The organism is Prevotella disiens (genome assembly GCF_900454955.1).
Taxonomy (GTDB): domain Bacteria; phylum Bacteroidota; class Bacteroidia; order Bacteroidales; family Bacteroidaceae; genus Prevotella; species Prevotella disiens.
Genome location: NZ_UGTL01000002.1, coordinates 396,790 through 422,926, shown reverse-complemented (window position 1 = coordinate 422,926; position 26,137 = coordinate 396,790). Strand labels below are relative to the sequence as shown.

The following is a 26,137-nucleotide window of genomic DNA, read 5'->3' as shown; positions in this document are numbered from 1 at the left end:
TTTTACGCTTTTATGTACGAACGTGAAGACTTTGTTCTTTCAACAAATAGCATTCCTTTCGTTCATGGTTGCAAATATATTGAAATAATTCCAATAATCAAAGAAAGAGTCGCCCAATTTGAAAAACAATCGCACTTATTATCCATGCCACGGTGGTGGTATAGAGGCCTAAAAAGAGTGCCCATTTCCAACTTCCTGTTTCTCCTTTGATGGCTGCAATGGTGGCTACGCAAGGGAAATAGAGCAAGACGAAGAGCAGAAAACTATAGGCGGTGAGGGTTGCCAGTGGTCGTGCTTGGTCGTAAGAGATATTGTTTCGTGTGGCAATATCTTTTGTTAATTGTTGTTGGAACAGATTATATTTTCCCCCTTCGTTGTTGTATTCTGTATCCTTGTTGAAGGAATCGTTGTTGGCATAGAGTACGCCCATGGTGGAAGCGACAATTTCTTTTGCGCCTGTGCCAGCCAAAAGTCCTACATCTAATCGCCAATCGAAGCCTTGCGCACGAAAAAGGGGTTCTATGGTCTTGCCAATTCTTCCTATATAGCTTTGTTCTTGCTGCTGTTGTGGGGTCATTTTAGGGTCGTCAGCCATTGGAAAATAGCCTAATGCCCAGACAATGATTGATGCAACGAGAATGATTCCTCCCATTTTTTTGAGATATTGTTTTCCTTTTTCCCATGTATGTCGCCCAATGGCCTTCCATGTTGGAAAGCGATAGGGTGGGAGTTCCATAACGAAAGGTGTGTCTTCGCCTTTTACAATGGTTTTCGAGAACAATCGTGCCAATAGGATTGCCATGATGATACCTATTATATATAAGGACAACATCACCCACGAGCGATATTCAGCGGTAAAGAATGCGCCCGTCATCATGATGTAAATAGGGAGTCGTGCCGAGCAACTCATCATTGGCAATACTAACATGGTGATGAGTCGTGAGCGTCTGCTTTCGATGGTTCGGGTTGCCATAATGGCAGGCACGTTGCAACCGAAGCCCATAATGAGTGGTATGAACGATTTTCCGTGCAGTCCCATTTTGTGCATCAGTCTGTCCATGATGAAAGCAGCGCGCGCCATGTAGCCGCAGTCTTCCATGTAGGATATGAAAAAGTAGAGAATGAGGATTTGCGGTAGGAAAACAATGACCGCCCCCACGCCTGCAATGGCTCCGTCTACTATCATTGCCTTCACAGGACCATCGGGTAGAAGGTTGCTCACCATTTGCGAAAGTTGGGCTATGCCCATGTCTATCCAGTCCATCGGATATTGTCCGAGTGTGAACGTGGTTGTAAACATGATGTAAAGGAAGAGGAAGAAGAGCGGAAAACCTAAGTATTTGTGTGTTAATAAGTTGTCCACCGCATGCGTCATGCTGTAAACATCTTTTGCCTTGCCTTCTCGGTAGCCTGCTTCTTTGAGTGCGCCATGTATAAATCCATACTTTGCGTCCATGATAGCCGTTTCGCTGTCCTTCAAAGTTTCTTCTTTCACTCGTTTGGCAGTTTCGTCTCGGTGGTTGAAAATCTCGTTTGCATCGGGGAAAGTTTCCACCAATTCACGCGTTTGTCGGTCGTTTTCCAATAGTTTTATAGCCAAATAGCGTGTGGAAAATTTCTGTCGTATGTCCAATTCGTGCTTCAAATGGGCTTGAATTTCGGCAATTCCGTTTTCTATTTCGTGTCCGTGGTTGATGTGAATGTGTCGGTAGGTAGGGTGTTTGCCCTCCTTTCCTTCATAATTTTGTACGATTGTTTCAAACAAATCGTTGACTCCTTTGCCATTTTTGAATACGGTAGGAATCATGGGAACGCCAAAAAGTTGGCTCAATCGTTTGTGGTCAATGTGGTCGCCTCGTTGTTGGGTTTCGTCAAACATGTTCAGGGCGCACACCATTGGGAGGTTCATGTCGATGAGCTGTGTGGTAAGGTAAAGATTTCGTTCCAAATTTGCGGCATCAATGACATTGATAACGATGTCGGGCGTATGCTCCACCAACTGTTTTCTGACGTATAATTCTTCTGGCGAGTAGGCAGAAAGGCTGTAAGTGCCAGGCAAATCGACCATCTCTATTTGATAGTCTTCAAACGTGGCATATCCATATTTCGCATCAACCGTAACGCCTGAGTAGTTTCCCACTCTTTCGTGCGCTCCCGAAGCAAAATTAAACAATGATGTTTTGCCGCAATTCGGGTTGCCTACCAATGCCACCCGAATGGTTTTTCGTTGTCTTTTGGCTGCTGCCACTGCCTCTTTGGGCGATAGTTTTGCCTCGTTGGAATCGGGTTCCACCTCAATGGCAGGGTTGTAGGGTTCGTTTTTTTTATTAAAATAGTTCGCCTCCACCGCCATTATTTCTATCAAGCTCGCTTCGCTGCGTCGGAGGCTCACCTCATAGCCCATAATGCGGTATTTCACGGGGTCTTGCAACGGAGCGTTGAGCAAAACTTCAACTTCCTTTCCGTTGATAAACCCCATTTCTATGATGCGTTTTCTGAAGCCGCCATGTCCTGAAACTTTGACAATGATGCCTTTTTCTCCCGTCTTCAGCTCTGATAATTTCATCTCTTTCTCTTTTTTTAAAGTGCAATTTCTCTCCACAAGCATGTACGAATTTCGCTTTGTATAGCTGCACTCGACAATATGTAGCGATTGTCAGCAAATCGGTGTAGGGGCGGAATTTTTGTCGTAGGGGCGTGATTTATCACGTTCCTAACATCAAAAACGAATATTTGCCTGCTTATAGGAACATGATAAATCACGCCCCTACAAGGGAAACAAGTTTGCATTGCGCTCGTTTTGCAATATCTTGTACGCTGCGTTTAGCTTAACGAAATCGTGCCTTTGTCTGCAAATATATAAAAAATAAAGCGGACGTCATCAGTCCTTTAACCAAAGTTTTGAAAAATACCCACATATAGGTATTACTTTTTTGCATGTCTGCCACTGTTCTACCTACTTTTAAAGGCTACTTGTAGTTGTTAGGAAGTTATTAAGTTTGCGAAAAACCAAACAATTTACGATACAATTTAATGTAAAATGGAGAAAAAGAGGAGAAAAACTTTCATATAGGCTATTTTGGCTCATAAAATAGGCACTTTGACACCTTAAAATAGGCACTTTTGGCGTTTAATGTATCTGTACTCCATAAAAATAATATTTCTTACATATTTAAAACAATTTCAATTGATATATGTTAAAATCTGTTAGAAATAGCATTATTTTCCATTGGAAATTTGTTTTATCAAAAACAATGCTCTATTTTTGCAAAAGTTTCCAACGGAAACAATATTCAGATAACAGACGGAATTATTATAATTTCGAAAATTGGCACTCAACCCCCCACCTTATATATATATAGGGTAATGAAAGTTAAAGAGAGAGATGAAAAAAAGTATGGTATTAGCATTAGCAACCTTGTCGCTTGCGATGATGAGTTGCGCTCAGGCTAACAAAAAAGAAAATAATAAAAAGAAGCAGGAAACTGAAGAAACTAAAAAGGTAAAAAAGATGAAAGTGATAGAAATGAACGAGGCAATGTTCTCAGAGAAAATTGTTGATTATAAAAAGAACGGCGGAAAGTGGGACTATCGTGGCGACAAGCCAGCTATCATAGACTTTTACGCTACATGGTGCGGTCCTTGCAAAGCCACAGCACCTATCTTGGAAGAATTGGCAGCAGAATATGAAGGGAAAATTGATGTCTATAAAGTAGATGTCGATAAAAATGAAGAATTATCAGCGTTGTTTAGTATTCAGTCAATCCCAACCTTGCTCTTCATTCCTAAAAATGGTCAGCCAACTATCGCAGTAGGCGCACAGCCACGCGCAGAGATAGAACGCGGCATTAAGGAACTTCTTTTGAAATAAAAACGAATGGACAACCTGTGTATACGTAAAATTCACCAATTGTTTCGGGCGGTCGTAGATTTTGAACGCATCTTGGACGAACGCTTTTCATTGAACATCAACGAGTTAATGTTGCTCTGTTTGCTCAGCGAGAGAGGCTGTTTATTGGCTGGCGAAATAGCCAACTACATGAACTTAACACGTTCCAACGCATCGAAAGTCATCGCATCGCTCGAACGCAAGGGGTGCATTGAGCGGAAAGCATGCTCGCACGACAGCCGTTGTCAGCAATGCCAAATCACAAAAGCAGGACAAATGTTGATTGAAAAAATAAATAATGAGAATTTTGAAGGATTTTCGATTATGAAAATTTAAAAACAAAACTTCATATTTACACGAAAATAGCACCTATTTCAGTATATTTTTTTGTAAAAATAAAGGCTTTTTTGGAAATATTTCAAGTCTTTTATTTGTGCGTTCTCGGTAAAATGTGTATTTTTGCAACCACAAAAACAAAAATACAAGCAATATGTACATGGATCCTGCTTATCAGAAACTTATAGAATGTGGTATTCGCCCATCATTGCAGCGCATAGAAATTATGAGATATTTACAAACTCATTTTACGCACCCTACGATTGATGAGGTTTACAACGACCTTAGGGCGAAAATACCAACTGTCAGTAAGACAACAATTTACAACACATTGAGAATGTTCTCTGAAAAAGGAGGCGCCCTCATGATTACCATTGACGAGCATCGTGTTTGCTACGATGGTAATACAACCCCCCACGCACATTTTTGTTGCAAAGAATGTGGCAAAGTTTACGACTTATTTGATATGCAACCTCCTGTGGCACAATCAAAAACACTCGGCGGTTTCCAAATAGATGATGCCCAGCTCTATTATAAAGGCGTTTGTCCAGCTTGTTTGGAGAAGCAACCAAAATCAGAAAAGGTATCATAAAGCGAATAACGCAATGCCGATAAAAACGCATTGCGTTTTTTTTTGAGGAAAACTAGGAGAACTAGGAATCCTAGGAGAACTAGGAATCCTAGAAACCCTAGAACCCCTAGAACTCCTAGAAAAAACTCCCCCTTAGGAAAAACTAAAAAAAACAATTCTCTTTAAGCCTTTCTTTTTTCCCTTTCGCATTGTATTTTCTCCTTCATACCCACGAGTTGTGCAACGGCATGCTTGCGAGCGCGAATGATTTGGCTGCGATAAACAATGCAAGTAACACCAAAATACAAGGTAGCTTGTATCCAAAGACCCAATACTTCCGTTTTCACATCGGCGATATTCGCACCCATTGAAGCCATACGACTGAAGCCACGAATGCCAAAGGTAGAAGGAATGAGCCACGAAACACTTTCCCACTCACTCGGAATATTGCTTTGCGGCCAACTAATTCCCGACAGAAATAAGAAAGGAACAGAGGTAAAAACGATGAGCAACAACACGTTTTCACGATAGCGCACAAGACACGATAGCGTCATACCAAAGAAAATAACCGCTAAAAGATAAGGCAAAAGAAGTTTAAAAAGGTCGAGTGGTTGGGCCAACATCGTGAAATTAAAGAAACGAGGCACTGCCAAGAGGACATAAGCTGCCATGACACTGTAAATCATCAGGTAGCAAAGCGACTTGCCCAATACGATTTTCAAAATTCCATTGTGGTGCTTACTAATCGGAACAAGGTCTTGATAACGATTGTTTTCGCGTGCCGTACCTGCCGAAAGCCCAATGCCCAACAACAAAGTCTGCTGTAAAATAAGGATTAACACGCCAGGAAGAATAGAATTTCCATACCCCCCCGTTGTATTAAAAATAGGTTCTTCGGCAATAACCATGGGTTCTGTCCCAATTTCTTCGTCACGCACCGTAATATTTAAGGGCGAATCTTTCAACCGTTCTTTTCCCATTTCCATAGACACCGCCATCGACGTTTGGTAAATCGCCTTGTAAGCCAACATCAGACTCATGTTACAATAAACGCTCACATGGGCTTGCTCGCCTCGGTTCAAGGTGCGTTCAAAATCTTCAGGGAAGAACAACACGCCATTTGCTTTTTGTTGGGCAATGATATTTTGTGCTTCAGAAAGATTATTGCAATAGTAAGCCACCTGAACATCGGGTGCAGCATCGAACATTCGTATAAATTCGCGCGACGTAGCCGAATGCGATTGGTCGATAATTACCACAGGAATCTCGCGCACCACCTCGTTATTGTAAATCCACGAGTAGAGTAGGGGGTAGACCAACGGCACGAGAATGAAGAAAATGAGCATACCTTCGTCCTTGATAGTATTCTTCATTTCAATCCACCAGATGTAACAAATTGAAGTTATCAAGTTGTTACCAATATTTTCTTTAAGATGAAGTGTCTTTTTTTTCTTCATTTTTTCGTACGTTGTAATTATTCACTGAGCAGGGTTGCCACTGTTCTAGCATTTATGTTTCCTTGTAGGGGCGTGGTTCACCACGTTCCTAACAACTTGCGTATGATTTATTTATTAGGAACGTGATAAATCACGCCCCTACGCATTGCCGAATGTAGTTATATCTTATGCAAAGATAGGAACATTTTTACAAATAGCGACAGAATATTTCAAGAAAATAGATTGTGCTTTTTCTAATAGTTCTTCTGTTCTTTTTTAAAGTGCGATTTCTCGCCACGAGCATGTACAAATTTCGCTTTGCTCTTTGGATAAGATATAGCTGCACTCGACAAATTGAAAGTAAACTTTCTTTGTTCTCGCTTGCAATATCTTTTGCATGCTTCGTGTGGCTTAACGAAATCGTTCAACAATAATATTATAAGGTGGGAATATTAGCAACTGGGCAATCAGAAACAATCTTAAAAAGCAGCAAATTGTTATTTTAGGGAAAATAATTTTGTTTTCAAACAACAATTCTTTAACTTTGCAGCATGATGAATTTTATCTAATTAATTAAAAATATGAAGAAATTTTTACTCAGGACAACTTTATGTGCTTTATTCCTTAGTTTTAGCGTTTCGTCCCAAGCTATTAATCATCAAGATTTAAAGAAATATGCAGCTTCGTTGCAAGGTTTGAAAGGTAGAGAACTGAAAAAAGCTCTCTTCGATTTGGCAAGAAAAAATCTTCGAACGTTGCAATATGGTTCAGGAATGAATGCCACATGGGACGGTTTCTATGACACTGACCGCATTCCAGAAACAAACGAATGTAGAAATCGTTACAGTCATTTTAAATTCAACTTTGGAAATCGTGGCGCAAGCATTTCGGGCATGAACATTGAACACTCTTTCCCTAAGAGTTGGTGGGGTGGAGCAAAAATAGAAGGTTACAGAGATTTATTCAATCTTTACCCATGTGATGAAAAAACCAATACCTATAAAAATAATTATCCAATGGGTGAAGTAAAGCATGTTACCAATACATACGCTGGTGAAGGCTTTACGAAGATTGGTAGTGGCAATGCTGGCAACAAACAAAATGTGATGATGTGGGAGCCAGGCGAAGAATTTAAAGGCGAATTTAGTCGCAGTTATATGTACATGGCAACCACATACGCCGATTACCATTGGGTAAAGACAGGATTGCAAACTATGGAGGATGGTCAATACCCATCGTTGCGTCAATGGGCGCAAGACCTTTATAGAAAATGGTCGAAGGAAGACAAGGTAGATAAAGTAGAAATAGACCGCAATAACGCTGCTTATGAAAGACAAAAGAATCGTAATCTTTACATCGATTACCCTTATTTGGCTGAATATGTGTGGGGAGATAGCGTAAATGTAGCGTTCAATCCTAATACTTCTATTTCATCGGCAGATAACGATGAACGCTATCACACGGTTTATCTTAACGAAAAAGCTCCAGACGTCTACGCTCCTGAATTTACACCAAGCGCAGGCACTTACACTGCGCCTCTAACCGTGAAAATAGCCTGCAAGACAGCGGGAGCTAAAATCTATTACACCCTCGATGGCAGCAATCCAAATGCACAAAGCACTCCATACAAAGGAGAATTTAAAATAGAAACAACGACCACTGTGCGCGCTATTGCAATCAATGGAGATAAGCAAAGTAGCATAGCAACAGCTGTTTACACGATTGCGACTGAACAAAATTCATATATTTTCAGTAAGATTACTGCCCAACCACAAGACGGAAAAAAATATCTTATCGTCATTAATAACAATGGACTCAAAGCCATGAAACCACTTAATAAGGAATATGGCTACCCTGAACCAGCAGATGTAACAGAAACGAAAAACGTTATTGTTCAACAAAATGAAACCTTAGCTTACACATTTACGGCAGTAGCAGGCGGATTTAAGATACAAGATAACAACGGAAAGTATCTTTCTCAAAATGCAGGTTATAAAACCATTGCAACCGTAAAAACAGAAGATGAGGCAGCAGTGTGGAAAATAGAACCAAGAACAGATGGTACCTACACAATTCAATCAGTAGCAACAAAAAAAACAATGCAATACTCTGTTCAATATAAGAGCTTTGGGTGCTACGAAACTCCTTCTGCAAAAGACATTTATCCAATGCTTTACCAAGAAGGGAAAGCAGGAACAGCAGGAATAGAAAATGTTAGCACCACAAAGAAAGTAGAAAACAACATTATCTACAATCTGCAAGGAGTACAAATGCCAAAGAATACAAAACTTCAACCAGGCATTTACATCAAGAACGGAAAGAAATTCGTAGTAAAATAAAAAACGATTTCGTTAAGCCACGCGAACTATATAAATGAGCAAAGCGAAATTTGTACATGCTCGTGGCGAGAAATCGCACCTTTCGAGCAATGAAACTTTGTAGGGGCGTGATTTATCACGTTCCTAATATACTAAAATTTGCGGAGAGGAACGTGATAAATCACGCCCCTACAAAGTATCATAACTTGCCAGAAAGCAGCTATTTTGCACTCTAAAAGAGAACGATTTCGTAAGCCACACGAAGCATGCAAAAGAGTGAAACGAAATTTGTACATGCTCGTGGCGAGAAATCGCACTTTGAAAAATAAAAACTACCATTCTTCTGATAAGAAAAAACGACAATCACGAATAGTTTTATGCCCTAAAAAAGCATAAAACCATTCAAAAGAAAGTAAAGCCGTTCAGCGCATAATACCGTTTGAACGGCTCTTTTTATCAAAAAAAACATTAAATCAATTGATTATCTTGCATTTTCCTTTGTTTATTTAGAATATTTTTGTAATTTTGCACCCTGTTTGGAATAGGTATCAATTAACGAATTACAAAACTACAGATAGAAATGTCTAAGATTTGTCAAATCACAGGAAAGAAGGCACAAATAGGTTGCAATGTGTCTCACTCAAAGCATCGCACAAAGCGCAGCTTTGATGTAAACCTCTTCAGCAAAAAATTCTACTATGTAGAAGAAGGTTGCTGGATTTCATTGAAGATTAGCGCAGCTGGTCTTCGTTTAATTAACAAGGTAGGCCTCGACGCAGCGTTGAAGCAAGCCGTATCCAAAGGTTATGTAGACTGGAAGGATATTAAAGTGTTAGGAGACTAATATCATGGCAAAGAAAGCTAAAGGAAATAGAGTGCAAGTCATTCTCGAATGCACAGAAATGAAGAGTAGCGGTATGCCAGGTACAAGCCGTTATATCACAACAAAGAATCGTAAGAATACTGCAGAGCGTCTTGAACTCATGAAGTACAATCCGATTTTGAAGAAGATGACTCTTCACAAGGAGATTAAGTAAGCACGTTTAATAGTTAAATTTAAAAAATAGACTATGGCAAAGAAAGCGGTCGCTACCCTCCATGAAGGTTCAACGGATGGTCGCGCATACACAAAAGTAATTAAAATGGTAAAGAGCCCAAAGACTGGCGCTTACACATTTGATGAAAAAATGGTTCCTAATGAAGCCGTTAAAGACTTCTTTAAGAAATAATCAATAGAAGTTTTTTCACAATTATAAAAGGATATAGCAACAATCAAAGTTGGCTATATCCTTTTTTAGTCTTAATAGATTCATTCGTTAACGAAAAAATGAACGATTTCGAGCAATGATACTTTGTAGGGGCGTGATTTATCACGTTCCTCTCCGCAAATTTTAGCGTATTAGGAACGTGATAAATCACGCCCCTACAAAGTATCATAACTTGCCAGAAAGCAGCTATTTTGCACTTGAAAAAGAACGATTTCGTTAAGCCACACGAACTATATAAATGAGCAAAGCGAAATTTAAATATAGTCGTGGCGAGAAATCTCACTTTGAAAAAGAACTAATAAAATACTTTACGAAAAGGTGGGTATTGCCAATAAAGATAACCAATGGACAAGTTTTGAACTGCCCGAACCGCTTTGTATTAAGAAAGGTGCTTTGGTATCATTGCGCTACAATGGCTATCTAAGCGTATTGGCTGATGCTGGCGTAAAAGAAATAATTTTCTCCTTCATAAAAGAAAAAACGAAAACTCAAAAGAGCCTATTTTTGAACAGCAGAAATAGGCTTTTTTCGTGCCAAATGGGCGCATTTAAAATAAAAAATCATCTTTTTTCAAAAAAAGTTTCGGAAAAATTTGGAGCGTATCAGAAAATGTTATACCTTTGCACACGCTTTCGCACTAAAAATACGAAAGCAATTAAGAAAGCGTTCTTTGAAAAGATTTACATAGACAGAGAAGTAGTACAAGAGTCATCTGCTGCGTTTTAATTAATGTGGTAGATGGGTAATAGAAACGAACCTATCAATTCTTAGGATTTTTATAAATCTTAAAGTGGTGTTTTAAACTTGATACTTTCAATAAAGGATATTTATCCCGAGCAGAGATACAAATTTATTTCTTAGCGATTATTTTAATTGTTTTGAAATACTTTCTATAAAGAGATTTTACAATGGAGAGTTTGATCCTGGCTCAGGATGAACGCTAGCTATAGGCTTAACACATGCAAGTCGAGGGGAAACGGCAAAGAGTGCTTGCACACTTTGGACGTCGACCGGCGCACGGGTGAGTAACGCGTATCCAACCTGCCCTTTACTTGGGGATAACCCGTTGAAAGACGGACTAATACCCAATGATATTCATTGATGACATCTGATTTGAATTAAAGATTTATCGGTATAGGATGGGGATGCGTCTGATTAGCTTGTTGGTGAGGTAACGGCTCACCAAGGCCACGATCAGTAGGGGTTCTGAGAGGAAGGTCCCCCACATTGGAACTGAGACACGGTCCAAACTCCTACGGGAGGCAGCAGTGAGGAATATTGGTCAATGGACGAGAGTCTGAACCAGCCAAGTAGCGTGCAGGATGACGGCCCTATGGGTTGTAAACTGCTTTTGTTTGGGAATAATCGACATTACGTGTAATGTTTTGCATGTACCATTCGAATAAGGACCGGCTAATTCCGTGCCAGCAGCCGCGGTAATACGGAAGGTCCAGGCGTTATCCGGATTTATTGGGTTTAAAGGGAGTGTAGGCGGTTGGTTAAGCGTGTTGTGAAATGTAGATGCTCAACATCTGACTTGCAGCGCGAACTGGCTGACTTGAGTACACACAACGTAGGCGGAATTCATGGTGTAGCGGTGAAATGCTTAGATATCATGAAGAACTCCGATTGCGAAGGCAGCTTACGGGAGTGTTACTGACGCTTAAGCTCGAAGGTGCGGGTATCGAACAGGATTAGATACCCTGGTAGTCCGCACAGTAAACGATGGATGCCCGCTGTTAGCACCTGGTGTTAGCGGCTAAGCGAAAGCATTAAGCATCCCACCTGGGGAGTACGCCGGCAACGGTGAAACTCAAAGGAATTGACGGGGGCCCGCACAAGCGGAGGAACATGTGGTTTAATTCGATGATACGCGAGGAACCTTACCCGGGCTTGAATTGTAGGAGCACGATACAGAGATGTTGAGGTCCTTCGGGACTCCTATGAAGGTGCTGCATGGTTGTCGTCAGCTCGTGCCGTGAGGTGTCGGCTTAAGTGCCATAACGAGCGCAACCCCTTTCCTTAGTTGCCATCAGGTAATGCTGGGCACTCTGAGGATACTGCCACCGTAAGGTGTGAGGAAGGTGGGGATGACGTCAAATCAGCACGGCCCTTACGTCCGGGGCTACACACGTGTTACAATGGCCGGTACAGAATGTTGGTTTCATGTAAATGTAATCTAATCTTTAAAGCCGGTCCCAGTTCGGACTGAGGTCTGCAACCCGACCTCACGAAGCTGGATTCGCTAGTAATCGCGCATCAGCCATGGCGCGGTGAATACGTTCCCGGGCCTTGTACACACCGCCCGTCAAGCCATGAAAGCCGGGGGTGCCTGAAGTTCGTAACCGCAAGGAGCGACCTAGGGCAAAACTGGTAATTGGGGCTAAGTCGTAACAAGGTAGCCGTACCGGAAGGTGCGGCTGGAACACCTCCTTTCTGGAGAGGATAGATACCTTGGAAGTTGTGAGATAAGACATCATACTTTTGATAAGTTTTGTTTCTCTCTTGTACTGGCATCTTTGTTTACTAAAATAGAGAAATGAAGGAAGCCACGGTAGAAGCCACTCGGCTCATACCCAACTCAGTCCTATAGCTCAGTTGGTTAGAGCGCCACACTGATAATGTGGAGGTCGGCAGTTCAAGTCTGCCTGGGACTACACTTGATAGAGTGTTCACTTCATCTTTTCGGGGGATTAGCTCAGTTGGCTAGAGCACCTGCTTTGCAAGCAGGGGGTCAACGGTTCGAATCCGTTATTCTCCACTTTTGCAAAACATTTTATAATGTTTGCATAGAGTTCTTTGACATATTGACACAAGCAAGACTGTAAAGTAAACTAAAACAGTAATTACGATTTTTTGTAATTTAACTTTTACGATTTCAATATACAGCTAAAAGTATGAGCTATGCTTTGATGAGAATATTTATATTTTTATTGAAGCAGCGAATAGAAAGTAATTAAGGGCGTATGGCGGATGCCTAGGCTCACGGAGGCGATGAAGGACGTGATAAGCTGCGATAAGCCTTGGGTAGGTGCAAATAACCTTTTATCCAAGGATTTCCGAATGGGACAACCCAGCACTTTGAAGGAGTGTTATCCTAGCATTTAGGTTAGGAGGCGAACGCAGGGAACTGAAACATCTTAGTACCTGTAGGAAGAGAAAATAATTTAATGATTCCCCTAGTAGTGGCGAGCGAACGGGGAACAGCCCAAACCTATGACGTAGCAATGCGCCATAGGGGTTGTAGGACCACGCTATCGTACTTATGCGGTGAGAAGAAAATTCTGGAAAGGATTTCCATAGAGGGTGATAGTCCCGTATTCGAAACCAATTAAGGCGTAGTGGTATCCTGAGTAGCGCGGAGCACGAGTAATTCTGCGTGAATCAGCCGGGACCATCCGGTAAGGCTAAATACTCCCGTGAGACCGATAGTGAACCAGTACCGTGAGGGAAAGGTGAAAAGCACTCCTATTAGGAGAGTGAAATAGTTCCTGAAACCATACGCCTACAAGCGGTCGGAGCATATTATTTATGTGACGGCGTGCCTTTTGCATAATGAACCTACGAGTTACCATGTCCAGCAAGGTTAAGAGGTTAAGCCTTGTATCCGTAGTGAAAGCGAGCCTGAATAGGGCGTTTAGTTGGATGGGGTAGACGCGAAACCAAGTGATCTACACTTGACCAGGTTGAAGTTCCGGTAACACGGAATGGAGGACCGCACGGATAAGCGTTGAAAAGCTTCCCGATGAGTTGAGTGTAGGAGTGAAAGGCCAATCAAACTTGGAGATAGCTCGTACTCCCCGAAAGGCATTTAGGTGCCGCGTGCAATGTTTACCATTAGAGGTAGAGCGACCGATAGGTCAAGAGGGCTTCACCGCCTATCGAGACCTGACGAACTCCGAATGCTATTGGTTAGTAGTTGTGCAGTAAGGGGGCGGGTGCTAAGGTCCGTCCCCGAGAGGAGAAGAATCCTGACCGTCGTCTAAGGTCCCCAAATTCTGTCTAAGTTAGTCTAACGAAGTCTAGTCCCCGTGACAGCTAGGATGTTGGCTTGGAAGCAGCCATTCATTCAAAGAGTGCGTAACAGCTCACTAGTCGAGGGTCCGGGCATGGATAATAATCGGGTATGAAGTCAGATACCGAAGGCGCGGGATAGTATTAAAAAAAGTATCGGTAGGGGAGCATTCTATATGCGTTGAATGGTGATGGTGATTGATCCTGGAGCGTATAGAAACGCAAATGTAGGTATAAGTAACGATAAAGGGGGTAAGATTCCCCCTCGCCGTAAGACTAAGGTTTCCCGGGCTATGCCAATCAGCCCGGGGTTAGTCGGGTCCTAAGTTTCAGCCGAATGGCGATAGCGATGGCAGACACGGTTAATATTCCGTGACTTGCATATTCATCTACGTGGAGACGGAGTAGTGACACTGTCGCGCCCTGACGGAAATGGGCGTTAACGATTTTAGGCATTGATAGGTGCAGGCAAATCCACACCTTGAGCTGAAGATTTATAGTACAATAGTTTCTTCGGAAACTGTTGATAGTACAGGTAATCATACTTCCTAGAAAATCCGCTACGATTATGTTTATGCAACCCGTACCGCAAACGGACACACGTAGTCGGGTAGAACATACTAAGGCGTTGAGAGATTCATGGTTAAGGAACTAGGCAAATTGACCCCGTAACTTCGGGATAAGGGGTCCTCCTTATTAGTTTAAGGAGGCGCAGAGAATCGGTCCAGGCAACTGTTTAACAAAAACACAGGGCTGTGCTAACTCGAGAGATGATGTATACAGCCTGACACCTGCCCGGTGCTGGAAGGTTAAGAGGAGAGCTTAGGGTTATCCCGAAGGTTTGAATTGAAGCCCCAGTAAACGGCGGCCGTAACTATAACGGTCCTAAGGTAGCGAAATTCCTTGTCGGGTAAGTTCCGACCTGCACGAATGGTGTAATGATCTGGACGCTGTCTCAACCATGAGCTCAGTGAAATTGTAGTATCGGTGAAGATGCCGATTACCCGCGATGGGACGAAAAGACCCCGTGAACCTTTACTACAGCTTAGCATTGACCTTGGTCATCCGATGTGTAGGATAGGCCGGAGGCTTTGAAGCGGGTACGCCAGTATCTGTGGAGCCATCCTTGAAATACGGCCCTTTGGCTGTCTGAGGTCTAACTCGCTTTAAGTGAGGACATTGTTTGGTGGGTAGTTTGACTGGGGTGGTCGCCTCCAAAAGCGTAACGGAGGCTTCCAAAGGTACCCTCAGGTCGATTGGTAACCGACCTTATAGAGTGCAATGGCATAAGGGTGCTTGACTGGGAGGCAGACATGCCGAGCAGGCAGGAAACTGGGGCATAGTGATCCGGTGCAAGTGTATGGAAACTGCATCGCTCAAAGGATAAAAGGTACTCCGGGGATAACAGGCTGATCCCCCCCAAGAGCTCATATCGACGGGGTGGTTTGGCACCTCGATGTCGGCTCGTCACATCCTGGGGCTGGAGAAGGTCCCAAGGGTTGGGCTGTTCGCCCATTAAAGTGGCACGCGAGCTGGGTTCAGAACGTCGTGAGACAGTTCGGTCTCTATCTATCGTGGGCGTTGGAGTTTTGCGTGGTGCCGCCACTAGTACGAGAGGACCGTGGTGGACAGACCTCCGGTTTACCGGTTGTGCCGCCAGGTGCACCGCCGGGTATCTGAGTCTGGTATGGATAAGCGCTGAAAGCATCTAAGTGCGAAGCCTTCCGCAAGATTAGAACTCCTTATAAGGGTCGTCATAGACTATGACGTTGATAGGGTGTAGGTGTAAAGACAGCGATGTCAAAGCCGAGCACTACTAATTGCCCAAAACTTTCATTCGTTGGATTATACTTTTAGTTGTATCGAATTAGGAATCTGATTCATATAGTAAAGAATTTGTAAATCATAAAAGCTAAATATTTAGATTTACTGATAAAGTTATTGCTTGTGGAAATTGTCACCTATACGAGATAGATTTGATAATTATGATTTATTAGATTTATTCTTGCCGATTTAATCAGGTGGTTATTGCGTTGGGGTTCCACCTCTTCCCATTTCGAACAGAGAAGTTAAGCCCAATTGCGCCGATGGTACTGCAATGCAATGTGGGAGAGTAGGTAGCTGCCTTTTTTCATTAAAGCCTCGATTACAATAAGTAGTCGGGGCTTTTTTTTTGTTGGTATAGTTCAAAGTTTTACTGTGGTATCGACATAATTCTCTTTTCTGTATAATGTTCAAATGAATCCTTTTTCGGTATATATTGTCTGATTAGTTTATTTCTTAATATTTTTACATGTATATACCTTTTCCATTTGTCGTAATTTTGATTTACAATCAATCTGTCACCACACATTCATCCAACTTGTCAAAAGTCGTATCAATAAACGTGTAGCCTACCCATTTACTTGCATCAATAGACTGAAAATCTGCATATTGCTTGCGCACATACCGCAGTTCAAAAGCCAAACGTAGAGCCTTACTTTCCGTATCATCTTTATCCGATAGCTTTGCTTCTTTGCTCGTAATGGTTCGTACTTTGACAATCTCGTACACATCACGCACTCCATGCCCTTTGGTATAAGGCATAAAGAAGTGAAGGTCTTGCAGGGCGATGGTTGTTGGGAACTGTTTTCCTGAATAATACAAGGTCGCAGTTCCGTCCATAAATGCTTGAAACAACCTATTGTCCTCTTTTACCAATCCAATAAGTACACGGTTGCCTACCTCCACATACGCACCCTTTTGCGGTATGACATGAGCAATGGTTTCGTATGATTTGGTATGTATAAGTTCATCAATGAAATTCTCCAAAAGTTTTCTGTTCTCTACATCCTTAGGACGAAGAGGAAAAGCACCGATATTCACTTCCTTGATGGTTTTATAGAACTTCGACACCGCCACATCGTTTGGCTCACCATAACCGGGGAAGAGGATGTATCCGCCAATGACTTCTTTTTTCAACGTATTAGCGTCATAGTCTTTATAGTATATGGCGTCACGATAGCGGTGCATCTGGTTGATGGCATCCTCCGGCGGTACATCCACGCCCTTGTCCTTGCTGTCTATGCGATATTTCGCATCAAAGAGATAGGTCATCTTCATGCCTTGCTGCAAATCGTTCTTGGTGAGCTGCAACACGATGTCTGGTTTCTGCGGCACGGTCGGCACAACCAGGTCTTTCATGCCCACATTGTCGTTTTCCTTGTCGGCGTTCTTTGGGTTATATACCAATTCTGCCAACTCCACGCCATCTTTGCGGAACAATATGCGTGAATGCTCGCCTTTGCCAAGTTCCCATGAAAACACGCCGTTCATCTCCATACGGTTGCGATGTTCTACGTCTTCGTTGTCAAGATGCAGTTGTGCCTTTACGATATGGCTCACCTCAATGAAACACCATATCTCATAGAGCGTTGCTATATCCTTTGTCTGCAAGCGATACAAACCGTCATTCAGCGAATAGGCTCTTCTAAGCAAGTTCCAAGTACGGTACACTTGGCTATAGCCCACTGCCTTTTGCAGTACCATGCTCTCTTGGCTTATTCCCTTGAACCTTCCTATTGTTCTGAAGAAAGGATGATGCTGTAGTCGTTTCAATGTTTCTGAGGTTGTAAGCATGGCAGCCTTCATCGTGTCCGAAGCTGTCTTTACCGCCTCAATGCGTTGGCGCAGATCCTCATACCGCTTGCTTATCTGATGAAGTGCAAATTTCAAGAAGCGGTTCTCTTGCGTGTCGTTCGATAGTATATGTTGCTCCACACGATATAGGTAGGTTGGCTCTTTGCGATGTTCTGCCAGTCTGTTCTCTATGTTATGGGGAGTTTGCTTCAGTTTGTCCGCCCTCAGATACACCTCCTCACCGTGAAGTCTGTGGCGAGGTCGGTCAATGATGCTTTTGCAGGCTTTTATGAATTTCTGTTGTTCTCCCTCAAACACGCTCCACCAGACTATATCGGGATGCTCGCCGTTTTGGTCGGGCGAGAAACCATGAAACGTGCGACGCATATAGTCCAACGACAACATGCGGTATTCTCGCTCTATATCCTCCACGATTGCGCGCCAATGTTCGTGATAGTCGAGTTTCGTACTCAGAACTTCAAAACCGAAACGGAAGGTTCTTATCTCTTTCTCTGCCTTATATATAATCTGTATCTCGCTTCGTCCTATCTCATTCTTGTAGTTGATGAAACCAGCCAAGATGTGGCGACGAAAGGAGAAACGGTCGTTGTCGTTTTGCAAGATGGAACCAAACTGAGCGTCTTTCACATAGTCTTTGAACTCTATCCAAATGGGATAGTCGGCATTGTCGAAAAATGTGGCGGGGGTAGGAACGCCCTGCTCAATGTCTATTTCATGGTCGGCATTCAATGCACGTTTTACAGACACGACACCTTCCGACCAAGAGTAAGTGGAGTAGAGCTTTTCTTCTCCAACGTTGTTCTTGGCATTTTTCCAAATGTCGTCGAATTTCGTACATTCGACAATCATTGTGAAATCATTATGCTCAATAGTCAACAGTTCCATCAGTATTCTCTTCTTAGCTCCAAAAACTTGTGTAACCCGAAACAAGTTTATCTTTCATCTCCTTCAGTTTCGCCAAAGATATGGATTTGACAATATTCTCCTCTCCCGATACTGCCTTCAATCCTTCTTCGACAGTCTTGCTTAAACTATCAAGGAAATTGTCGCTAACTTTTGTGTCGTCACCCTCAATGCGCGATAAAACTTTCATGCTGGTAATCTCGTCCAAGGCACGAGCTATGACATAGCCTTGCTCCAAATCATTGCCGTTTTCGTCTTTGCAATACGGCAAGTTGTTCACCACATAGAGCAGAAACTCGTTACGGGTGCGGTAGGCTATCTTGAATGGAGTACCTTCCAATACGTCATTTATCTTTTGCAGATAGCGAAGTGCAATGTCGCAAACATCGGTGTTGTCGTTGTAAATATCCACGCCTTCCACGGCAGAGCCGACAAGTTCTGCATTATCCAACTTGCCGATACTTTCGTGACGTTTGGTCAGACCGCCATACAAATCCACCTCGTTCATTTCAATAGTCATGGCACGATCGAGCACCTTGCGAGAGAACGAGAAAGTTGTCTCGTCCATATTCACCGTACCCACAACTATGAGGTTTTGAGGAATGCAGATACCTTCTTCCAAGAAACGATTACGCACATTGTCTTCATTCGTCAGTTCACTTGTAAGCACCCTATACCAATCTTCTGCTGATTTCTCAAGAATTGGGTCGGTTGTTACGGTACCCTCCTCATGGCTCTTGCGAGACTCTATCACGCTTAGATATTCTGCAAAGTATTGCTCTACTGGTGCAAGGTTCATCTCGTCCAAGCACAGGAAATATGGAGTTTCCACATCTTCCCATGCTTTGGCGATGAATTTCAAGAACTCACCTGCCACGAACTCCGCCTTTCCACTGACACGGCTCACATAACCAATCAAGTCACTTGAGTCATGCCAATTTGGCTTCACCTGCACCATCTGGAAGTTCTTTGGCTTTTGTGCCTTATATTCATCTGTGCCTTCTTCCCAACATGCTCTTGCCAGCTCTCGTACTATTCGGCTTTTACCTGTTCCGGATATTCCGGCAAGCAGGAGAAAAGGTTTGGACTTGATGGCGGTGATATAGGGGCGATAATAATTATATATAGAATCTGCTAAGTCAAATCCTTTTCGAGAATTTTCTTGGTAGGATATTTCTAATCCATTGTTAAACAAACAAATAAAGTTGTCATATAACAACTTAGGAACATAATACAAGTTATATTCTTTTGAATTCTTTTTGTATAGAGCAAAATAATCTGTCAGATTAGATGTGGTTAAATGTAATTTGTTGATAAAGAAGTCTTTTATCTGCGAATGACCATTTTCTCCATTTGCATAAGCTTTTCTATCACCACGAGTATTGACGTCTGACAATTTAAGTTCAATTTTAGTATTATCAAGGGATTGTTGAGAATTACTCAAAGCCTTAAAGGTTAATTGTAAAGTTATCTCTTCAATAGAATTATCTATTTCAAAGAACTCTTGACACCAACCTTTGCCCATTTCGAATTGTTTGCCACCATTATCAACTAAATCATTAGCTCTAAAACGTTGTGTCTTTAAAGAATTTGCATTCATATTTATAATAATTTGCCCCATTGTTCTGCCACAGCTTTGGCAAAACCAGGGAATGTTTTACTTCTAAGCCTTCTTCTTTCTTCTGTAGATATTTTGGTGTTAAAAGAATCAGAATACCACTTGGGCAAAGAACGCCCACTTGACAGTACGACACGCTCACCCGGGTCAACTATGTCCGTTGGCACCAATGGCGGAAGATTGTGTAGCCATAAACAAGTCTTTTTGGAAGCGGAATCGCCAAACCAAAAAGGTTGAACAATTTGGTCTGGCTTACGATAAACTGTATTCATGCAACCTACAGGGTTTTCGATAGCCCAACGCTTTACGTTCGTTTTTGTAAATTGCATAAAGAACTCTTCTGCTTCCGTTTTCATCTTTCTTCTACCTAAATGATGTGGATGCTCCCTTCGTTGATCTATAGGCAAATCTGCATCATCTGGATGGTATAGCCATCGAGCACCACTTACAGATAAATATGTACAAGGTGGATGAGCTATCATCAAGTCCCATTCTTCACCATTTGGCAAAAAATATTCCTCCCCATTTTCTAATTTTCCACCATGATTTGGAATTACCAATAAAACATCTTGCATAAAATGCCATTCTGGATGTCCACCGCTGCATTCCAAAATATCACAACTGTACGCATTATGTCCTTTTTCTCTGAAAGCTTTACATATTGCTTGGCTTTCTTCACATGCTATTAATATATTTGCCATTATTGACTAATTACCGTATATATAGATTCTGCTATTGCTTTTGCAAAATTGACAGGCACTGCATTACCTATCATTTTATAGCAATATGCCTTATTTCCAATAAACTCAAAATCCTTTGGAAAAGACATCAACATTGCAGCCTCTCGTATTGTTATAAATCTTGCTTGTTTAATATCTGGATGGATGAACATAAATCCATCCTTTTGTAGATGAGCTACTACAGTTGGAGAAGGTTTGTTCCACTCTAAATTTCTATATTTCCGATACAAGGTTTTTTTTTCTGTAACCTTTTCATAGAAATCTATAGCCTCTTTTTGAGAACATTTATTCATATCATTTGCAATCCATTCTCGAAATACATTGATGTCCCGAGAACTACAATGCCGTGGCATATGAAATATATCGGAGCTATCTGTAGCATAATGAGAAACATTTTTTCCTTTAACCTTTTCTATTTTGTCCATAGGATAAATAGGAGGGAGATTGCCTATTGCATCTCTTACTGTATAATGTTTTGAACTCTTATTCTTTGATAAAGCCTTATAGAATTTCTCTATCGAGAAATCTGAATCTATCTTAACACCACATAATATAACCCTCTTCCTGTTTTGTGGCACAGAAAAATCATATGCATTATAAACAGCTTCTTTGAATTTATCAGGGCTTAGAATTAAATATCCTATATCTGTAACAGCTTTATAAATACGCTCAACAACAGGTTTTCCTCCTGGTTTTGCACTTAGCATACCTGTCACGTTTTCGAAGATAAAAGCTTTTGGTTTTATTTCATCCACAACTTTAACAAAACTCTCAAACAAATAATTTCTATAGTCATCTTGCATAGAGTTTTTGTCAGTTGCTCGTCCGTGAATAGAATATGCTTGACAAGGAGGACCTCCAATTATTAAATCAATAGTCTTTTCATTAAGCATATGTTTTAATCCCTTTTGAGTTTCTTCCGAATTATACTTTGCATATTGTTTTATGGATTCTTGTGTCCAATTGCCATATAGTAATTCATCAGTTCTTTGAATGTCAAAAAGGATTACCCTCTTTTGTGCTTGCTCACAGGTTTCATTCCATTTTTTGACAAGGCGATTTCGCAGAGTCTGTACCATAGGATATTCCCATTCTATATGAGCCAATCCCTTAAAATGTCCAGATTCCAAAAAGCCTTCAGACAAGCCACCACAGCCTGCGAATAAGTCTATAAATGTATATTGCCTTTTTTTTACCATTATTATTATTCAGCCCAATCTTTAAATTTATCTCTCACTACCGGCAAAAAATTGGTTTGTGCAAATGCGATTTGTGGTTTACGAGGGTCGCCATTTTGAGCGACAAGGTAGCAAGCATAGCGTGTTAGCATAATGTCATCTATCTGACGCTCAGCACCAGAACCGATAACAACCATTTTATTGACGTCAATAAAATGGTCTTCTACATTTTGTCCTACATTTACACACGCTTCTTTGGCTTTGTTTATTACCTTTGTGAAATTTTGCCAAAGTTTATATCCTAACAGAGAACACAAATCTCTTGCACTCCAACATTCTACATCATTGAGAGCGCATGACACTTGTTCAAACTGAGAGAACAATGCTTGTATTTCTTCTTTTTTCATTTTGTTTCGTTCTTGAATTCTTCGAACCGCACTAAGTCGGTCAGTTCCACGTCTAATATTTTGGCAATCTGCATTAGATTACCTAAATCAGGCTGACTTGAATTGGTGCACCATTTTGATATGGTTGTTTGGTCTTTACCTAATTGTTCAGCCAACCATTTGTTTGTCCGCTGCTTTTCTGCAAGAACTACTTTTAGCCTATTTAAATTTTTACTTGCCATATAGTAATCATTTCTCTTGGCAAAGATACTGCTAATTTCTTTATATAAAGAAAATCTAAATAAAATTTATAGCTTATTTGCAACAAAATGAATTAAATTCTATTATTAAGCATAGGTAAAAGGCGAAAAGGTGCAATCCTTACGTCCATTGTCCTAATTGAATGTGCTGAGTTTGGATAGATTATGCAGGAGGTGAATTGGATATGTTTGAAGTTGGTGTTGCTTTTGGTTGCCTGGGATATTTGATAGGGTGAATATTAGTCAAATATTTTGTTAAAAAAATTATTAATCTAAAGTAAAAACTTTGCAGATTAAGCTTTATTTGTTATTTTTGCATTATAATAGAGTAGCTTGATTTTTTTGAGTTTGCTCTCAAAAAAGAGTATATTTGGCTGTAAAGCCTTAACGCATAACATTTATGAACAATATTTTTCATGGCTTGGGTATTGCTTTGGTAACCCCTTTTAAGCCGAATGGTGAAGTTGATTATGAAGCATTAAGAAGGCTTATTGATTATCAGTTGGATAATGGAGCTGATTTTTTTGCTATTTTGGCAACCACTAGCGAGAGTCCTTGTTTGTCAGCTGAAGAAAAGGAAACAATAGCGCATACGATTATTGACCATGTTGCTGGTCGTGCTCGTATATTGAAATATTGTGGTGGTAATAATACTGCGGCTGTTGTCGATGAGATTAAGCATGCAGATTGGAAGGGAGTTGATGGTATTCTAAGTATTTGTCCTTACTATAATAAGCCAAGTCAGGAAGGTTTGTATCAGCATTTTAAGGCTATTGCCGAGGTTTGTCCTCTGCCAATAGTGCTTTATAATGTTCCTGGTCGTACGGGTGTGAATTTGAAGGCTGAAACGACGGTTCGAATTGCGAAAGATTTCGATAATATTGTGGCTATTAAGGAGGCATCGGGCAGTTTAGAGCAGGTTGATGAGATTATTAAAAACAAGCCAAAGAATTTTGAGGTGATTAGTGGCGATGATGCTTTGACGTTCCCAATGATAGCAAGTGGGGCGGTAGGTGTGATTTCTGTGATTGGAAATGCTTTGCCAAAAGAATTTTCTCAAATGATTCGCTTAGAATTTAGGGGCGAGTATGAGCCTGCACGTGTCATTCATCATCAGTTTACTGAATTGTATAAGTTGCTTTTTGTTGATGGAAATCCTGCTGGCTGTAAGGCTTTGCTGAATGATATGGGATTGATAGAGAATGTTTTACGTTTGCCTTTGGTTCCTACGCGGATAGAAACTAAGCAGAAAATGAATGAAATAATTAAGAAAATGAGACTCGGTTGAGTCTCTTTTTTGTATGTTTTTTCTTTTTTTTGTTGCGTTTTTCAATAAGTATTGCTACCTTTGCAGTAAAGTAGAAATAAAGCAAATTACGTTTTAATGTATTAACAGTATTTGGGGATTGGTCTTAAAGGACTAAAAGCATAGATGTAGAAAATATAAATGACCCATAGAAAAATGAAATACACTTTTTTTGATAAGATATATTTCTGCGGTGAGATTGATGGTAGTCTGACCGATGGAGTTGCAGCTATTACTTTTCCGATAGCCTTTGCATTGAGTATTCCTCTTTTTCGTATTGGTGAAGTGTGGTCGCTTTTGCCTATTGCGCTGATATGGTTTGCAATGTTTAGGCTTGTTGAGTACATTTATGACAAGCATGGTCGTCGTGGAAAGGTGTTGATTCATTTTCGCGGTTCGAAGTATGATGCCCAAAAGGTTGCTTATCCTTTGCTTTTGTCTTATTGGATTGTGCTGCCAGCGTTAGCTTATGTGGCTCAGCATGTATTTTTGAAATAGGAATTTGTTGTTTATATTGTATTATCCTGCGCAGGCATTTTTTATGTTTGCGTTTTTTTATGCGGTTTTGCTGAGGGTTGATTGAGGATAAATTCCCTTGTGCAGAAATTGTATTAGAAAAAGAAAAGCATCTTCAACACGAAGATGCTTTTTTTATTTTTATCTGCTGATTTCGATGTAATCTGCTTCAAACTCTCTTGGGTGTCGTCCGATGAGAATGGTGTTGAGAAAGCAGTTTGCAACAATTTCTTCTTTTGTCAAATCAACGTTTGAATCTATTTTAATTTCTTTTCCTAAGAGTACGTCCCATGGTCCATTGAAGTTTGAATCGTCGGCTCCGAAGAACATGTCGTTGGTGTCGGGGTCTTGCATCAGTTGATATTGTATATATTTTTTTGATGCTACGGGATTGGTTTTTAGGAGAATATCGTAGGCATGTTGAAAAGCTTTTCTTTGTTTTCTGGCTTTTGGGTACATGACTCCGATGTAGGGGTATATTTCTTCAAATTCGTATGTTTGAAAATATTCTTTTAGCTTCATTCTTTTTGGGAGTTGTTGTTGGTTTAGAATTTAGCCATTTTTATTGCTACGACTGCGCATTCATCGCCTTTGTTTCCGTGTTTACCACCGCAACGGTCTTTTGCTTGTTGTAAGTCGTTTGTGGTAAGGAGTCCGTAGATAATTGGAATTTCCGAGCTTGCATTGAGTCTTGCAATTCCGTATGTTACGCCTTGGCAGATGTAGTCGAAGTGTGGTGTTTCTCCACGAATGACGCTACCGAGCACGATAATGGCATCGTATCCTCCGTTGAGTGTCATTTGGTGTGCGCCGTAAACGAGTTCGAAGCTTCCTGGTACGGTTTTGACGTGTATATTTTCAGGGATAGCTCCGTGCTTTTCGAGTGTTTTTACTGCACCATCGAGCAGTGCTCCTGTGATTTCTGGATTCCATTCTGATACCACGATGCCGAAACACATGTTCGAGGCATCGGGTACGCTTGATAAATCATAATCTGATAGATTGTGTAATGCTGTTGACATTTTCTTTCAGATTAGTTGCTTGCTCTTTGAATGTACTTGTCTATGTCTTGGCTCATTGGTGAGTTGACATATTTTTTCTTGATATCTTGGTATATCTTGAGTGCTTCTGCTTTGTTGCCTTGACTTTCAAGAATGATGCCAGCCTTGCGTAATGCTAATGGTGCAATGCTAAGGTTTATGCCTTCAAATCCTTTTGAGTCAGCCATCTCGGCAGCTTTTTTGAAACTTTCTATGGCTTTATCGTTTTGATTGTTGTTTGCGTAGATGTCTCCGAGTGCCATTTGTGAGGCTGGGCTGATGATTTGGTCGTCAGAAGTAGAGAATTTCTGAATATTATCCAATGCTTTTTTCCAATCTGGCTTTTGTTGGTGTGCGTAGCAGAGTGCCACATAGAGGTTGGCGAGGTTGCCAGCGTCTGTGCTACTATAGTCGCTTTGTACTTTTTGGAAGCCTTTGAGTGCTTGGTCGAATTGTTGTGTTTGGAACAATTGTTGTGCTTTTGCTAATTCTGTGCTTGCTTCAGCTTCGCGTGGTTCTGATACATAATTTTTGTAAAGGAAGATACCTGCTACAACAATGAGGATTGCTACAATAGCGATTAAGGCTGTCTTTCCATACTTTGCGAAGAAAGCTTCCGATTTGTTGAGGGATTCTTCGTATGTACCCTCTGCTTTTTTGTTTGCCATTTTTATTTTTTCTTTTTTTATTGTTTTCTGTTTTGTGCGTTCTTCCTTTGT

Annotated in this window: 20 protein-coding genes, 2 tRNA genes, 3 rRNA genes and 1 pseudogene; 15 read left to right on the top strand and 11 right to left on the bottom strand. The window is 41.1% G+C overall.

Going from position 1 to position 26,137, the window contains the following annotated elements; translation table 11 throughout:
- Nucleotides 1–97: 97 nt before the first annotated feature.
- Entirely contained in the window at nucleotides 98–2,566 is a 2,469-nt protein-coding gene (gene feoB, locus DYI03_RS12270; RefSeq protein ID WP_025064628.1) for a ferrous iron transport protein B, read from the bottom strand.
- An 831-nt stretch (nucleotides 2,567–3,397) separates the two neighbouring features.
- On the opposite strand from feoB, the gene trxA reads away from it, so the two are divergent.
- The 3 genes from trxA (at nucleotide 3,398) to DYI03_RS12255 (ending at nucleotide 4,817) form a co-directional block, all read left to right on the top strand.
- Nucleotides 3,398–3,871 (top strand): thioredoxin, encoded by a 474-nt coding sequence (gene trxA, locus DYI03_RS12265; protein ID WP_036858974.1) that lies wholly within the window; start codon nucleotides 3,398–3,400, stop codon nucleotides 3,869–3,871.
- A gap of 6 nt (nucleotides 3,872–3,877) precedes the next feature.
- Complete coding sequence (locus tag DYI03_RS12260; RefSeq protein WP_021668137.1) at nucleotides 3,878–4,225, top strand: MarR family winged helix-turn-helix transcriptional regulator; 348 nt, start codon at nucleotides 3,878–3,880, stop codon at nucleotides 4,223–4,225.
- A gap of 160 nt (nucleotides 4,226–4,385) precedes the next feature.
- Nucleotides 4,386–4,817 (top strand): Fur family transcriptional regulator, encoded by a 432-nt coding sequence (locus tag DYI03_RS12255; RefSeq protein ID WP_025064630.1) that lies wholly within the window; start codon nucleotides 4,386–4,388, stop codon nucleotides 4,815–4,817.
- A 161-nt stretch (nucleotides 4,818–4,978) separates the two neighbouring features.
- Here DYI03_RS12255 and DYI03_RS12250 read toward each other — a convergent pair whose 3' ends face one another.
- Nucleotides 4,979–6,253: an ABC transporter permease gene (locus DYI03_RS12250; RefSeq protein ID WP_021668139.1), complete on the bottom strand. Its 1,275-nt coding sequence runs from the start codon at nucleotides 6,251–6,253 to the stop codon at nucleotides 4,979–4,981.
- 560 nt (nucleotides 6,254–6,813) lie between these two features.
- Here DYI03_RS12250 and DYI03_RS12240 point away from each other — a divergent pair.
- The 10 genes from DYI03_RS12240 to rrf all read left to right on the top strand — a co-directional run bounded on the left by DYI03_RS12240 (nucleotide 6,814) and on the right by rrf (nucleotide 15,962).
- The gene (locus DYI03_RS12240; RefSeq protein WP_021668141.1) at nucleotides 6,814–8,571 is read left to right on the top strand and encodes an endonuclease; all 1,758 of its coding nucleotides are present in this window, start codon (nucleotides 6,814–6,816) and stop codon (nucleotides 8,569–8,571) included.
- Nucleotides 8,572–9,130: 559 nt separating this feature from the next.
- Entirely contained in the window at nucleotides 9,131–9,394 is a 264-nt protein-coding gene (gene rpmB / locus DYI03_RS12235) for a 50S ribosomal protein L28 (RefSeq protein ID WP_021669819.1), read from the top strand.
- A gap of 4 nt (nucleotides 9,395–9,398) precedes the next feature.
- On the top strand, nucleotides 9,399–9,587 hold the full coding sequence (gene rpmG, locus DYI03_RS12230) for a 50S ribosomal protein L33 (RefSeq protein ID WP_004355063.1): 189 nt from the start codon (nucleotides 9,399–9,401) through the stop codon (nucleotides 9,585–9,587).
- Between the two features lie 33 nt (nucleotides 9,588–9,620).
- Nucleotides 9,621–9,779, top strand: a complete 159-nt coding sequence (locus tag DYI03_RS12225) for a DUF4295 domain-containing protein (RefSeq protein WP_004355060.1) — start codon at nucleotides 9,621–9,623, stop codon at nucleotides 9,777–9,779.
- Between the two features lie 357 nt (nucleotides 9,780–10,136).
- Nucleotides 10,137–10,544, top strand: a complete 408-nt coding sequence (locus DYI03_RS12220) for a hypothetical protein (protein WP_115367980.1) — start codon at nucleotides 10,137–10,139, stop codon at nucleotides 10,542–10,544.
- Nucleotides 10,545–10,723: 179 nt separating this feature from the next.
- Nucleotides 10,724–12,254, top strand: a 16S ribosomal RNA gene (locus tag DYI03_RS12215).
- Nucleotides 12,255–12,401: 147 nt separating this feature from the next.
- Nucleotides 12,402–12,475 (top strand) — tRNA-Ile (locus tag DYI03_RS12210).
- A gap of 30 nt (nucleotides 12,476–12,505) precedes the next feature.
- Nucleotides 12,506–12,579, top strand: a tRNA-Ala gene (locus DYI03_RS12205).
- A 185-nt stretch (nucleotides 12,580–12,764) separates the two neighbouring features.
- Nucleotides 12,765–15,671: ribosomal RNA gene (locus tag DYI03_RS12200) — 23S ribosomal RNA — on the top strand.
- A 178-nt stretch (nucleotides 15,672–15,849) separates the two neighbouring features.
- Nucleotides 15,850–15,962, top strand: a 5S ribosomal RNA gene (gene rrf, locus DYI03_RS12195).
- Together the 16S, 23S and 5S rRNA genes with 2 tRNA genes alongside form the textbook arrangement of a ribosomal RNA operon.
- Nucleotides 15,963–16,166: 204 nt before the next feature.
- Here the strand turns inward: rrf and DYI03_RS12190 are convergent.
- From DYI03_RS12190 to DYI03_RS12165, 6 genes and pseudogenes are all read right to left on the bottom strand, one after another.
- A complete protein-coding gene (locus tag DYI03_RS12190; protein WP_021668215.1) occupies nucleotides 16,167–18,356 on the bottom strand; it encodes a DUF2357 domain-containing protein in 2,190 nt (729 codons plus the stop codon).
- 13 nt (nucleotides 18,357–18,369) lie between these two features.
- Complete coding sequence (locus DYI03_RS12185; RefSeq protein ID WP_244916363.1) at nucleotides 18,370–19,974, bottom strand: McrB family protein; 1,605 nt, start codon at nucleotides 19,972–19,974, stop codon at nucleotides 18,370–18,372.
- A gap of 2 nt (nucleotides 19,975–19,976) precedes the next feature.
- The gene (locus tag DYI03_RS12180) at nucleotides 19,977–20,693 is read right to left on the bottom strand and encodes a hypothetical protein (protein WP_021668217.1); all 717 of its coding nucleotides are present in this window, start codon (nucleotides 20,691–20,693) and stop codon (nucleotides 19,977–19,979) included.
- A complete protein-coding gene (locus DYI03_RS12175) occupies nucleotides 20,693–21,931 on the bottom strand; it encodes a DNA cytosine methyltransferase (RefSeq protein WP_021668218.1) in 1,239 nt (412 codons plus the stop codon). Before DYI03_RS12175 ends, DYI03_RS12180 begins: the two co-directional genes overlap by 1 nt.
- Before the next feature lie 47 nt (nucleotides 21,932–21,978).
- Nucleotides 21,979–22,317 (bottom strand): annotated as a pseudogene (locus DYI03_RS12170) (BRO family protein); the annotation flags it as partial.
- Nucleotides 22,314–22,538: a helix-turn-helix transcriptional regulator gene (locus DYI03_RS12165; protein WP_004337895.1), complete on the bottom strand. Its 225-nt coding sequence runs from the start codon at nucleotides 22,536–22,538 to the stop codon at nucleotides 22,314–22,316. The pseudogene DYI03_RS12170 and the gene DYI03_RS12165, both read right to left, overlap by 4 nt.
- 418 nt (nucleotides 22,539–22,956) lie before the next feature.
- On the opposite strand from DYI03_RS12165, the gene dapA reads away from it, so the two are divergent.
- Together dapA and DYI03_RS12155 are read left to right on the top strand one after the other, a co-directional pair.
- A complete protein-coding gene (dapA, locus tag DYI03_RS12160; RefSeq protein WP_004356187.1) occupies nucleotides 22,957–23,844 on the top strand; it encodes a 4-hydroxy-tetrahydrodipicolinate synthase in 888 nt (295 codons plus the stop codon).
- A 174-nt stretch (nucleotides 23,845–24,018) separates the two neighbouring features.
- Nucleotides 24,019–24,360 carry a hypothetical protein gene (locus tag DYI03_RS12155; RefSeq protein ID WP_025064714.1) on the top strand — a complete coding sequence of 114 codons (342 nt, stop codon included), beginning with the start codon at nucleotides 24,019–24,021 and terminating at the stop codon, nucleotides 24,358–24,360.
- Between the two features lie 159 nt (nucleotides 24,361–24,519).
- Here DYI03_RS12155 and DYI03_RS12150 read toward each other — a convergent pair whose 3' ends face one another.
- The 3 genes from DYI03_RS12150 to DYI03_RS12140 are packed head-to-tail and all read right to left on the bottom strand — an operon-like array spanning nucleotide 24,520 to nucleotide 26,086.
- Nucleotides 24,520–24,900, bottom strand: coding sequence for a hypothetical protein (locus tag DYI03_RS12150; protein WP_004356218.1), 381 nt, complete (start codon nucleotides 24,898–24,900; stop codon nucleotides 24,520–24,522).
- Nucleotides 24,901–24,923: 23 nt separating this feature from the next.
- Nucleotides 24,924–25,400, bottom strand: a complete 477-nt coding sequence (ribH, locus tag DYI03_RS12145) for a 6,7-dimethyl-8-ribityllumazine synthase (protein ID WP_004356200.1) — start codon at nucleotides 25,398–25,400, stop codon at nucleotides 24,924–24,926.
- Nucleotides 25,401–25,411: 11 nt separating this feature from the next.
- Nucleotides 25,412–26,086, bottom strand: coding sequence for a YfgM family protein (locus DYI03_RS12140; protein WP_004356198.1), 675 nt, complete (start codon nucleotides 26,084–26,086; stop codon nucleotides 25,412–25,414).
- Nucleotides 26,087–26,137 lie beyond the last annotated feature (51 nt).

Bases quoted from the DNA above. Each gene is read 5' to 3' on its own strand.
- DYI03_RS12175 (WP_021668218.1), bottom strand. From the start codon at position 21,931: ATGGTAAAAAAAAGGCAATATACATTTATAGACTTATTCGCAGGCTGT.
- ribH (WP_004356200.1), bottom strand. From the start codon at position 25,400: ATGTCAACAGCATTACACAATCTATCAGATTATGATTTATCAAGCGTA.
- trxA (WP_036858974.1), top strand. From the start codon at position 3,398: ATGGTATTAGCATTAGCAACCTTGTCGCTTGCGATGATGAGTTGCGCT.
- DYI03_RS12225 (WP_004355060.1), top strand. From the start codon at position 9,621: ATGGCAAAGAAAGCGGTCGCTACCCTCCATGAAGGTTCAACGGATGGT.
- DYI03_RS12155 (WP_025064714.1), top strand. From the start codon at position 24,019: ATGAAATACACTTTTTTTGATAAGATATATTTCTGCGGTGAGATTGAT.
- DYI03_RS12255 (WP_025064630.1), top strand. From the start codon at position 4,386: ATGGATCCTGCTTATCAGAAACTTATAGAATGTGGTATTCGCCCATCA.
- DYI03_RS12180 (WP_021668217.1), bottom strand. From the start codon at position 20,693: ATGGCAAATATATTAATAGCATGTGAAGAAAGCCAAGCAATATGTAAA.
- DYI03_RS12140 (WP_004356198.1), bottom strand. From the start codon at position 26,086: ATGGCAAACAAAAAAGCAGAGGGTACATACGAAGAATCCCTCAACAAA.
- DYI03_RS12250 (WP_021668139.1), bottom strand. From the start codon at position 6,253: ATGAAGAAAAAAAAGACACTTCATCTTAAAGAAAATATTGGTAACAAC.
- rpmB (WP_021669819.1), top strand. From the start codon at position 9,131: ATGTCTAAGATTTGTCAAATCACAGGAAAGAAGGCACAAATAGGTTGC.
- DYI03_RS12185 (WP_244916363.1), bottom strand. From the start codon at position 19,974: ATGAATGCAAATTCTTTAAAGACACAACGTTTTAGAGCTAATGATTTA.
- feoB (WP_025064628.1), bottom strand. From the start codon at position 2,566: ATGAAATTATCAGAGCTGAAGACGGGAGAAAAAGGCATCATTGTCAAA.
- DYI03_RS12150 (WP_004356218.1), bottom strand. From the start codon at position 24,900: ATGAAGCTAAAAGAATATTTTCAAACATACGAATTTGAAGAAATATAC.
- DYI03_RS12190 (WP_021668215.1), bottom strand. From the start codon at position 18,356: ATGGAACTGTTGACTATTGAGCATAATGATTTCACAATGATTGTCGAA.
- dapA (WP_004356187.1), top strand. From the start codon at position 22,957: ATGAACAATATTTTTCATGGCTTGGGTATTGCTTTGGTAACCCCTTTT.
- rpmG (WP_004355063.1), top strand. From the start codon at position 9,399: ATGGCAAAGAAAGCTAAAGGAAATAGAGTGCAAGTCATTCTCGAATGC.
- DYI03_RS12260 (WP_021668137.1), top strand. From the start codon at position 3,878: ATGGACAACCTGTGTATACGTAAAATTCACCAATTGTTTCGGGCGGTC.
- DYI03_RS12240 (WP_021668141.1), top strand. From the start codon at position 6,814: ATGAAGAAATTTTTACTCAGGACAACTTTATGTGCTTTATTCCTTAGT.
- DYI03_RS12165 (WP_004337895.1), bottom strand. From the start codon at position 22,538: ATGGCAAGTAAAAATTTAAATAGGCTAAAAGTAGTTCTTGCAGAAAAG.